This window comes from Saccharopolyspora sp. NPDC050389, assembly GCF_040655595.1.
Classification (GTDB): domain Bacteria; phylum Actinomycetota; class Actinomycetes; order Mycobacteriales; family Pseudonocardiaceae; genus Saccharopolyspora.
In genome coordinates this window covers 31,857-42,352 of sequence record NZ_JBFAKG010000085.1, presented here as the reverse complement: position 1 = coordinate 42,352, position 10,496 = coordinate 31,857, and the positions used below count along the sequence as shown (strand labels likewise).

Here is a 10,496-nt window from a genome sequence, read left to right as displayed (position 1 = left end):
TCCTGCCCCGACGCTGGGTCATCGAACGCACCCTCGCCTGGATCAGCCGACGCCGACGCTGCGCCCGCGACTACGAACGCCTCCCCGAACACCACGCCACCATGGTCCGCTGGGCCGCCATCATCCACATGACCCGCCGCCTCGCACGCCTACCACAACACCAACCACAAGATCCAAAACAGCCTCTATAGCAGCCCAAAAGACTCACGGCCCCGTGCCTGCCGGAACGCCGCTGCTCGTGGCTTGGCGAGCTATGGCTTTTCGAAGTCGGCGGGGAGGACGTGCTTCAGGGCCTTTCCGGTGGGGTTGCGGGGAATGCTCCGACGGGGCCCAGCGCGATCGGCCCGCCGATCAGCGAGGGTTGTTCGCCCAGCTTCCCGACGACCTCCTCCGCGCCCGCGCCGAACACCAGCAGCGAGGCCTCGGAGTCGGCCAGCACGTACCGCACCTCCGGCGCCACCGAGGCCGGGTCGACCGGCACGACCAGCGCCCCGAGCCGCAGCGCGGCGTAGCAGGCGATGCCGAATCCGTCGCTGTTGCCGGACATCAGCGCGATGCGGTCGCCCTTGCCGAGCCCCGCGGCGGCGAGCGCGTGCGCGGCCCGGTTCACGGCGCGGTCGAGCTCACCGTAGGTGTAGCGGCGCTCGCCGAAGATCAACGCGACGCGGTCCGGGCAGCGCCGTGCGCTCGTCGCGAGCATCCCAGCGATGGTTGCCATCGACCCTCCCGCAGGCTGACTGCCGACTCGCCGAGAAGGCTGACCAGCTCGCGCCGCTGTCCTCGGGAACGAGCACACGCGAACCCGTTCGGAGTAGCAGTCCTCGGATTGGGGCGGGGGTGGCGTTTTCGCGAAACCGTCGCCCGGCAGGCGTGGAGAACGCCGTTTTCGCGTGAAGACGGCGCTTCCCGAAGCCGAGGCGAGGTACCAATCCACGCAGCTCCAAGCGCGAAGCCACTTTCCCGCAGCAATTGGGAAATGGGCCCTCTCGCGGGTGTTCCTCGACGTGGTCGCGCGCGGGGCTCTCAGCTGTCCGGGTCGCCGAAGACCTTGCCGGGGTTGAAGATCCCGGCGGGGTCGAGGGCGTTCTTGACCGCGTGGTGCATGCCGATCACCGCCGGGCTGAGCTCGGCGTGCAGGCCCTTGCGCTTGAGCAGGCCCACGCCGTGCTCGCCGGTCACCGTGCCGCCCATGGCGATGGCATCGGCGACGATGTCGTCGAAGGCCCGCTGCGCGCGCAGCCGCGCCGCCTCGTCGCCGGGCTGCGTGATGATCAGCGGGTGCAGGTTGCCGTCGCCGGCGTGCGCGATGTTGGCGATCTGCGTGTCGTGCCGCTGCGCCGCCGCCTCGATGCGGCCCAGCATCTCCGGCACCTTCGCCCGCGGCACGCAGACGTCCTCGGTCAGCACCGGGCCGAGGCGCTCCAGCGCCGGATACGCCAGCCGGCGCGCGGCGAACAACGCGTCCGCTTCGTGCTGGTCGGTGGAACGGGCGCTCCAGGTCGCACCGGCCTCGTCGAAGCAGCGCAGCAGCGCGTCGACCTCCTGCTCCCCCGCCGCGCCTGGCGTGTCGGAACGGCCGAGCAGCAGCACGTTCGCCTCGGCGCTGAGGCCCATGTTCTTCCACTCGTCAACGGCCTTCAGGCAGTGCTGGTCGAGCAGTTCCAGCGCCGACGGCACGATCCCGGCCGCGGCGACCGCGGCCACCGCTTCGCCCGCCGCCACCAGCGAATCGAAGTACCCGACCACGGTGCGCTCCGGGGCGCGCAGGCCGGGCAGCAGCTTGACGGTGATCTCGGTGATCACGCCGAGCGTGCCTTCCGAGCCCACGAACAGCCCGCACAGGTCGTAGCCGGCGACGCCCTTGGCGGTGCGCCGCCCCAGCCGCACCACCTCGCCGTCGCCGACGACGGCTTCCAGGCCGAGCACGTAGTCGCGGGTCACGCCGTACTTCACGCAGCACACGCCGCCGGCGTTGGTGGCGACGTTGCCGCCGATGGTCGACCACGGCGAGCTGGCCGGGTCCGGCGGATACCAGGCGCCCTGCTCGCGGCAGGCGGCGCGCAGATCGTCGTTGACCACGCCGGGTTGCACCACGGCGAGCTGCTCGCGCGGGTTGATCTCCAGGATCTCGTTCATGCCCTCGAAGGAGATCAGCACGCAGCCGTCGATCGCGTTCGCGCCGCCCGACAGGCCGGTCCCGGCGCCTCGCGGCACCACCGGAACGCCCAGCTCGGCGCAGATCCGCACCGCGGCGACGACGTCATCGGTGCTGGTCGCGCGCACCACCGCCAGCGGCTCGCCGTGCGGGGCCCACTCGGCCTCGTCGTGCGCGAAGCGGGCGACGGAGTCGGGGTCGGTCAGCAGCACCGGCTCGGGCAGTTCCGCGCGCAGCGCCGCGAGCGCCTTCTCCGCCGTGCCTGACATGCCGTCCTCCGTTTCGCCGCGATCCTTACTCACGTTAACCAACGCGGACGCCGCCCCCTGCGGTGAGGTCGTCAGCGCGACAGGGCGTCCAGCGTGAACTTCTCGGGGAAGGGCGAGCGCGTCACCGCCTGCTCCGCGGTGAGCTCTCCTTCCGCCACCGCCCGGCACAGCTCGGCCACGGCCGCCAGCTCGGCGCGCTGGCGCCGCACGAACTCACGGTCTACCGGCTCACCGTGCCCGGGCAGCACCACCGGCGCGTCCAGCGCGAGGATGCCGTCCAGCGCGGCGGGCCACCCCTGCGGGTACGCGTCACCGAACTGCGGCGGCGCGCCTTGCTCGACCAGATCGCCCGCGAACACGACGCCCGCATCCGGCACGTGCACGACCAGGTCGTGGTCGGAGTGCGCCGGTCCGAAGTGGAGCAGCGCCACGTCGCGCCCGCCGAGGTCGAGCACCGCCCGGTCGCCGACGAGGTTGTCGGGCAGCGCGATCCGCACCGCGGTGATGCGATCGGCGACCTCGTGCTCGCCCCGCTCGCGGTAGTTCCGAGCCCACTTCTCGCGCTGAACCGCACCCGTGGCCACGAGTTGGGTGCGGCACCGGTCGTGCGCCCAGACCTGGCACGGCAGGAACGCCTCGGTGCCGAAGCTGTGGTCGAAGTGCGCGTGGGTCAGGACCACCGACCAGGGCAGCGGCGTGACCTCGCGGACCGCCGCGGCGAGCTCGGCACCCTGTCCGGCGTCGCCACCGGTGTCGATGACGAGGCAGCGTTCACCGCCCACGACGAGGCCGACCGAGAGGTCCAGCTCCTCGTACCGACGGACCAGCACGCCGTCGGCCACGTCGATCCAGCGTCCCACTGCCCACCCACCTTGAAGTCACCACAGATCCCGACGACCAGCGCCACCCTGCCCCAGGACCAAGAGCGCCGTCGCTGCCTCGAAGACAGGTCATCCGCCGCGATTCTCCCCCAAGCCAGCCGATGCGCCCCAACGCCGTCCCCCACGCCCGGGCGCCAGTGCCCAGGTGAGTCCCCCAGGAAGCGCCCGATTTTGCCTGAAATCGGGAACTTCCGGCTCGGTCAGTGGTTCGCCGTGATGATGGCGTTCACCAGGTCCGCGCCCGGGAAGTCCATCATGATCACTCCGGTTCGCGGCAGGTCGTTGCCGGTCAGGTGTTCCAGGGCGTAGTCGTTGACGCCGCGGAAGCCGGAGGCGCCGCAGGCGACCGCGTTCGGGAACGCCGCCGGGCTGGAACCGCTGGAGAAGTTCAGGAACATCCGGCCGGAGTCGGCGGCCACGGTCTTGTCCAGGTGGTCGCGGACCTTGAACCACTTGTCGTCGATGTCGAACAGGGTCGGCACGTCGTAGGCGTCCTGGACGTACTCGCCCCACGTGTCGTTGTTGAACTGCCCGAGCCCGCGGCCCTCGTACAGTCCGCCGCCCGCGCCCTGCAGCGTCGCCAGCACGATCTTGCCGCGCGCCTGCCCCAGCGTCGGCATCTCGCCGCCCGCCGGGTCGAGCAGGTAGCCGCCGTTGGGATCGTTGTCGCGGTACCAGTCGAGGATCTGCGCCGTGTCGAGCTGGCTGTTCTCGTCTGTGCACGAGGTCATCTCGCCGGTGCACTCGGCTTTCAGCCGCATGAGTACCGTTTCGCCGGGATGCGCGGCCAGGAACTCGCCCGCCTCGCGCAGCACGTCGGAGAAGTTGGCGTTCTGGTAGAACGGCCCGTGGTGCAGGGTGAACCGGTCGTCATAGCGCCGCACGCGGATGTCGATGGCCCGGATGCCCGACTGCAGTTGCACGGACAGCGTTTCCGCGCTGTCGCCATGGTTCTCCTGCGTCTGGGTCAGCGAACCGCCGTGCAGCGACAGGGTTTGGTGGGTGCCTGGGATCGACAGCTTCGCGAGGCTGGCGTCGTCCGGCAGGCCCGCCATCCAGTCCGGGTTCGACGTCTCCGTGATGCTCTGGCAGTACGGCGCTGCGGCCGCGGTTCCCGGCAGGACCGCGACGGCCAGCGCCATCGTGAGAACCGCTGCCGCACGAGCCGATCTTCCTGGCATGCGCAAGAGAATCGCGTGCCAGCCGCGGCAACGGCCGGAATGGCGGGAAGTCGCCACCCGGCCGCGTGCCGGTCTCACGCCGCGAAGCGGTGCTGCCAGATCTCCCTGGACGGCTTGATCGGGTCGGCCACCACCGTCGGCGGCGCGTTCCAGATCCGGGCCGAGCGGTCGGCGGCGGTGTAGGCGGGCCAGCCCGGGTCTCCGATGGTGGCGAAGGAAACCCACGCCTTGCGCAGCTCGCCCGACAGTTCCTCGAAGTCCGGCGGAACCACGTCGCCGAACATCGACGCGGTGATCTCGCTTTCCGCTACGCCGAAGGTGAACGGCACGTCCAGCCCGTGGCATGCGCCGAGCACACCGCCGAGGCTCGGGGCGGGCCAGGAGAACTCGTACAGGTAGCTCCGGCCACCGGCGGCGGCCTGGCCCTCGGCCAGCCACGTCGACGGCATGCGGAACAGCTGGTCGCTGAGCATCGCGGTGAACAGCTCCGCGTCCTCGATGCCTGGGTACCCGACGCGGTACTCGTCCACCACCGATGGCGCCAGCCGCAGGCCCTGCGCCATCGCGGCCGGGTCCTTCGCCTCCGCGGGGAGCCCGATCGTGAACATCTTGGCCTCGTCGGTGTTGTACCCGCTGATCAGGTCCACGTCGCGAGCCGCGCCGGAACGCAGCGCCACCCACGGCAGCTCCGACAGGACCTCCCCGTCCAGGACCACCGCGTAGGCCGTGGAGTTCGTCCAGGCCGCACGGTCGGCGTCCATCTCCCGCATCACCGGGGTCTGCGCCGCGTGGATCGCCTCGGACGGCACCGCGCCCAGCGCCTCGGCGGTGGCCGGCACGCCCAGCCCGCCGGTGATCAGCTCGCCGATCTTGCGGGCCTCGTCCTCGCCGCAGAACAGCGAGCCCAGGCTCTGCGCGATGCCGCGGCGGAAGAGCCCCTGCCCGGCCGAACCGGCCACCAGCGCCGCCACCGAGGTCGCCCCGGCCGATTCGCCGAAGATCGTCACGTTACCCGGGTCGCCGCCGAACGCCGCGATGTTCTCCCGCACCCAGCGCAACGCCGCGAGCTGGTCCAGGATGCCGCGGTTGGCCGGGGCATCCGCGACCCAGCCGAAGCCCTCGTAGCCGACGCGGTAGTTCACCGTCACCACGACCACGCCGCCGCTCGCCAGCCGCGTCCCGTCGTAAGCCGGGCTGTCGGTCGCCCCGCCCAGGTACGCCCCGCCGTGGATCCAGACCATGACCGGCAGGCCCCCGCCGAGATCCGGGGTCCAGATGTTCAGGCTGAGGCAATCCGTGCCGTCGCCGGGATTCCACAGCGGCGGCACGCCCGGCATGATCGCGGGCTGCGGCACCGAGGCACTGAACGCCGAGGCATCGCGCACGCCGACCCAGCGCTCGGGCGCGACCGGAGCCTGGAACCGGCGCGGGCCGTCCAACGGCGCCGCGTACGGGATTCCCTTGAACGCGCTGATTTCACCATCGACGGTGCCGCGCACGGCGCCGTGCTCGGTCCGCACCACAAGATCCATACCACCATATAACCAGGAAAACCGTGGCGGTGCGGGCGGATTGCTCATGACCGGTCGCCGAGTTCGGCCACCGCGAGCGGCAGCGCGCCGCTGAACTTCTCCAGGTCCGGCAGCGCGGCGCGGTTGGCCTGCACGCCGACGTGCACGGTGTCGCGGTACTGCGAGACCGCGATGGTCAGCGCCTGCCCGGCCGCCAGCGGGGCCACCGGATACAGCTCCGCCAACGCCGCCCCGCCCAAGGTCGCCGGGAAGTCCGGCAGCGGCACGTTGGTGATCACGGTGTCGAACAGCAGCGCGGCGCCCTGCCCGGCCAACGGGGCGGCCACCTGGTGCACGATCTGCGGCACCCGCCCGGCCAGCACCGGGAACGCGCCCGGCCCGCGCAGCGGACCCGCGCTCTTGTTGCGCCTCATCGCGTCCCGGATCGCCTGCAGCCGCGCCACCGGATCCGGCTCTCCCACCGGCAGATCGCACAGGTAGCCGGACAGCCGGTTGTTCCCGCGCGCGTCGTCGCCGCGCCGGCGGCAGACCGGGATCAGCGCCCGCACCGGCAGTTCGCCGACCGGATGCCCGCGCGTGGCCAGCCACCGGCGAAACGCCCCGGCGAGCACCGCGAGCACCACGTCGTTGGTGGTGCCGCCGTGCCGCGCGCGGATGCGCCGCAGGTCGGCGAGGTCGATCGGGATCAGCGCCACCCGCCGAGCCGTCGAAGGCGAAGCGCGCAACGGGGAATCCGGGACCGGCACCCGCATGTTGCGCACCACCGACGAGGCGATGCCCAGCGTTTCGCCGGATTTCGACAGGGTTCCGCGCACCGCCCCGATCAGTTGCCGCGGCCGCCGGAGCAGCTCCAACGGGCCGCCGCCGGGGCCGGGCGGTTCCTGCTCGGCGGGTGCGAAGCCGTCCAGCAGCGCCAGGCCCGTTTCGACGGCCTCGCGGCCATCGGCCAGGGCGTGGTGGAACTTCACCAGCACCGCGAACCGGTCCCCGTCCAGGCCGGTGATCAGGTGCAGCTCCCACAGCGGACGACGCCGGTCCAGCGGATCCGCGAGGAGCTCCGCGACCAGCCCGGCCAGCTCCGCCCGCCCGCCGGGCGAGGGCAGCTGGTGGCTGTGCACGTGCTCGGACGCGTCGAATTCCGGGGCTTCCGCCCAGTGGGCCTGGCCGGGCAGCCAGGACTGCCCGATCCGCAGCCGCAGCCGCGCGATCCGCTGCGCCCGCTCTGCCAGCAGCGCCACCAGCCGCAACCGGTCCGCCGGCTCCGGCGGCCGGAACACCGCGACCGCGCCGAGGTGCATAGGTGCGCTTTCCTGCTCCAGGCAGAGGAACGCCCAGTCGAGCGCGCTGACCTCGCTCGTCGTCATCATCGCCGCACCTCACCGCGCAATCCGAAAAGGGGTTTCGCAAACAATTCGAACTCGGCAATTCAGTCGGGCGGGTTACGGAACCGTTTCCGTTCCCGAAACACCGAGCGAGCGGCAGATCCGCGCGGCGAGCTGATCCGCGAGAGCGCCCGATGATCTTTCGAAAGGCGCGGGAAAAGATTCGTTCTCGAACGGTTCGGCGGCCTCGGAGCCGAGCGCACCACCGGGGCGGGCAGGGCCGGAAGACACTGGCGACAACGGCACTGACCTGCTCCTTCCTGTCTTGCGGACAGCGCTCGACGATGCCGAATGCCGACGCTTTCCGGTGCGTCGTTGCACTTCGGTCCGAATTGGACTGATCAATTACCCGGTTTCGGCCGAATTCGGCCGACCGGACCGCGAATGCGTCAACTCTAGCGAAAAACCGGATCGGATCAAAAAGATCGCAGCCTGGGCCGGTGAGTTCGGGACCCTTGATCGCTCCGTTGCGTGCCGAGCGCCCGCCACCGGTCACCCACATGCGGGTACGGCGACCGTGCGCGACGGCCCTGCCGACCGGCTTCGATGACACCGCGCACCGGGTCGGCCCGGATGCGCGTCCCGGGCCCGTGACCGACCTCACCCGGATTCCTGGCCACGACGAGGAGAAGCCCGCCGTCCCGATGGGACGGCGGGCTTCGACGGCGCAGGCGTCAGGCGGCTTTCAGGACGCCGTCGACCAGTCCGAGGTTGGCCACGACCTCACGGGTGGCCTTGGCCCGGTTGAGGCTGTAGAAGTGCAGCGCCGGCACGCCTTCGGCGATCAGCTTCTCGCACAGCCGGGTGGTGATCTCCAGCCCGGCCGCCCGGAAACCGGCCGCGTCGTCGCGCAGCGGATCCAGCACCGCCGACACCTCGTCCGGGATCGTCATGTTGCTCAGCTGCGTGGTCATGCCCAGCACCCGCGGGGTGGTGATCGGCATGACGCCCGGCAGCAGCGGCTGGTCGCAGCCGCGCTGCGCCAGCCGGTCCCGCAGCCGCAGGAAGTACTCCGGCTCCAGGAACATCTGCGCCACCGAGAAGTCCGCCCCGGCACGCAGCTTGTTGACCATGTGCAGGGTGTCGGACTCCAGGTCCGCCGAGCGCGGGTGCAGGTGCGGGAACGCCGCGACGCCCACGCTGAAGTCACCGCACTCGCGCACCAGCCGCACGAGCTCGTCGGCGTAGGTGATGCCCTCCGGATGCGGGATCCACTCGCCCATCGGGTCGCCCGGCGGGTCGCCGCGGATCGCCAGCACGTTGGTGATGCCCTCGGCCGCGTACGAACCGATGGCGTGCCGGAGTTCGGCGATCGAGTGGTTCACGCCGGTCAGGTGCGCCACCGGCAACAGGGTGGTGTCGCTGGCGATCCGGCCGGTGGTGCGCACGGTGCGGTCCCGACTGGACCCGCCCGCGCCGTAGGTCACCGACACGTACGCGGGGTCCAGCGGCTCCAGTTCCCGGATGGCCCGCCACAGCTGGCGTTCCTCCTCGTCGGTCTTCGCGGGGAAGAACTCCACCGAGAACACCGTCTTGCCGGGGCGCAGCCGGTCTATGACCCGAGTCATGGCCTGGTCTCCTTCTCAGCCGAGAAATCGATCAGTAGCGGTAGTGGTCGGGCTTGTAAGGGCCGTTGACGTCGACACCGATGTAAGCGGCCTGCTCCTTGGTCAGCTCGGTCAGCTTCACACCCAGAGCGTCCAGGTGCAGCCGCGCGACCTTCTCGTCCAGGTGCTTGGGCAGCACGTACACCTGCTTGTCGTACTCACCCGGCTTGGTGAACAGCTCGATCTGCGCGATCGTCTGGTTGGTGAACGAGTTCGACATGACGAAGCTCGGGTGCCCGGTGGCGTTGCCCAGGTTCAGCAGGCGGCCTTCGGAAAGCACGATGATCGAGTGCCCGTCTTCGAAGACGTACTCGTGGACCTGCGGCTTGATCTCCTGCTTGCGGATGCCGGGCACCTTCTCCAGGCCGGCCATGTCGATCTCGTTGTCGAAGTGACCGATGTTGCCCACGATCGCCTGGTGCTTCATCGCCGCCATGTGCTCCGCGGTGATGATGTTGAAGTTCCCCGTCGTGGTCACGAAGATGTCCGCGATCCCCACGACGTCTTCCAGGGTGGTGACCTGGTAGCCGTCCATCGCCGCCTGCAGAGCGCAGATCGGGTCGATCTCGGTGACGATCACCCGGGCGCCCTGAGCGCGCAGCGACTCCGCCGAACCCTTGCCGACGTCGCCGTAGCCGCAGACGACCGCGACCTTGCCGCCGATGAGCACGTCCGTGGCCCGGTTGATGCCGTCGACCAGCGAGTGGCGGCAGCCGTACTTGTTGTCGAACTTCGACTTCGTCACCGAGTCGTTGACGTTGATCGCCGGGAACAGCAGCTCGCCGGCCTTCGCCAGCTCGTACAGCCGGTGCACGCCGGTGGTGGTCTCCTCGGTGACACCCTTGATCTCGCCAGCGATCTTCGTGAACCGCTGCCCGTCCTGGGCGAGGCTGGCGCGCAGGGTCTCCAGGATGACCTTGTACTCGTCCGGGTCGTCCGCGCTCGGCTGCGGCACCACGCCCGCGGCCTCGAACTCCACACCCTTGTGCACCAACAACGTGGCGTCGCCACCGTCGTCGAGGATCATGTTCGGGCCCTGGCCGTCACCGAACTGGAACAGCTGGTCGGTGCACCACCAGTACTTCTCCAGCGTCTCGCCCTTCCACGCGAACACCGGCACACCCTCAGGCTTCTCCGGCGTCCCGTTCGGGCCCACCACGATCGCGGCAGCAGCCTCGTCCTGAGTGGAGAAGATGTTGCACGACACCCACCGGACCTCGGCACCCAGCGCGACCAGCGTCTCGATCAGGACCGCGGTCTGCACCGTCATGTGCAACGAACCCGCGACCCGCGCACCCTTCAACGGCTGAGAGGCCGCGTACTCCTCACGAGTCGACATCAGGCCCGGCATCTCGTGCTCGGCCAGCCGAATCTGGTGCCGCCCGGCCTCGGCCAACGCCAGATCCCGGACAGCGAACTCAAGGCCGTTGACCTTCTGCAACTTGACGCTCATGGTTTCCTTTCTCGATTTCCCATGCGGTTGCGGGTG

Annotated in this window: 8 protein-coding genes and 1 pseudogene; 1 reads left to right on the top strand and 8 read right to left on the bottom strand. The window is 70.3% G+C overall.

Annotated features, from left to right (window positions below; translation table 11 throughout):
* Positions 1–178, top strand: a pseudogene (locus AB0I53_RS38365) (transposase); the annotation flags it as partial.
* A 108-nt stretch (positions 179–286) separates the two neighbouring features.
* On the opposite strand, the gene AB0I53_RS38360 reads toward AB0I53_RS38365, so the two are convergent.
* The 8 genes from AB0I53_RS38360 to ahcY form a co-directional block, all read right to left on the bottom strand.
* Positions 287–718, bottom strand: coding sequence for an AMP-binding protein (locus AB0I53_RS38360; RefSeq protein ID WP_358613953.1), 432 nt, complete (start codon positions 716–718; stop codon positions 287–289).
* Between the two features lie 305 nt (positions 719–1,023).
* On the bottom strand, positions 1,024–2,424 hold the full coding sequence (locus AB0I53_RS38355; RefSeq protein ID WP_358613952.1) for an FAD-linked oxidase C-terminal domain-containing protein: 1,401 nt from the start codon (positions 2,422–2,424) through the stop codon (positions 1,024–1,026).
* A 71-nt stretch (positions 2,425–2,495) separates the two neighbouring features.
* Positions 2,496–3,284 carry an MBL fold metallo-hydrolase gene (locus AB0I53_RS38350; RefSeq protein ID WP_358613951.1) on the bottom strand — a complete coding sequence of 263 codons (789 nt, stop codon included), beginning with the start codon at positions 3,282–3,284 and terminating at the stop codon, positions 2,496–2,498.
* A gap of 221 nt (positions 3,285–3,505) precedes the next feature.
* The gene (locus tag AB0I53_RS38345) at positions 3,506–4,447 is read right to left on the bottom strand and encodes a phosphatidylinositol-specific phospholipase C (protein WP_358613950.1); all 942 of its coding nucleotides are present in this window, start codon (positions 4,445–4,447) and stop codon (positions 3,506–3,508) included.
* A gap of 113 nt (positions 4,448–4,560) precedes the next feature.
* Positions 4,561–6,018, bottom strand: a complete 1,458-nt coding sequence (locus AB0I53_RS38340) for a carboxylesterase family protein (protein ID WP_358613949.1) — start codon at positions 6,016–6,018, stop codon at positions 4,561–4,563.
* Between the two features lie 44 nt (positions 6,019–6,062).
* Entirely contained in the window at positions 6,063–7,382 is a 1,320-nt protein-coding gene (locus AB0I53_RS38335; protein ID WP_358613954.1) for a wax ester/triacylglycerol synthase family O-acyltransferase, read from the bottom strand.
* A gap of 692 nt (positions 7,383–8,074) precedes the next feature.
* A complete protein-coding gene (locus AB0I53_RS38330; protein WP_358613948.1) occupies positions 8,075–8,968 on the bottom strand; it encodes a methylenetetrahydrofolate reductase in 894 nt (297 codons plus the stop codon).
* Positions 8,969–8,999: 31 nt separating this feature from the next.
* Entirely contained in the window at positions 9,000–10,460 is a 1,461-nt protein-coding gene (gene ahcY, locus AB0I53_RS38325) for an adenosylhomocysteinase (protein WP_358613947.1), read from the bottom strand.
* Between the last annotated feature and the right edge of the window lie 36 nt (positions 10,461–10,496).

Coding starts and splice junctions, on each gene's coding strand:
- AB0I53_RS38360 (WP_358613953.1), bottom strand. CDS start 718: ATGGCAACCATCGCTGGGATGCTCGCGACGAGCGCACGGCGCTGCCCG.
- AB0I53_RS38355 (WP_358613952.1), bottom strand. CDS start 2,424: ATGTCAGGCACGGCGGAGAAGGCGCTCGCGGCGCTGCGCGCGGAACTG.
- AB0I53_RS38345 (WP_358613950.1), bottom strand. CDS start 4,447: ATGGCGCTGGCCGTCGCGGTCCTGCCGGGAACCGCGGCCGCAGCGCCG.
- AB0I53_RS38340 (WP_358613949.1), bottom strand. CDS start 6,018: ATGGATCTTGTGGTGCGGACCGAGCACGGCGCCGTGCGCGGCACCGTC.
- AB0I53_RS38335 (WP_358613954.1), bottom strand. CDS start 7,382: ATGACGACGAGCGAGGTCAGCGCGCTCGACTGGGCGTTCCTCTGCCTG.
- AB0I53_RS38330 (WP_358613948.1), bottom strand. CDS start 8,968: ATGACTCGGGTCATAGACCGGCTGCGCCCCGGCAAGACGGTGTTCTCG.
- ahcY (WP_358613947.1), bottom strand. CDS start 10,460: ATGAGCGTCAAGTTGCAGAAGGTCAACGGCCTTGAGTTCGCTGTCCGG.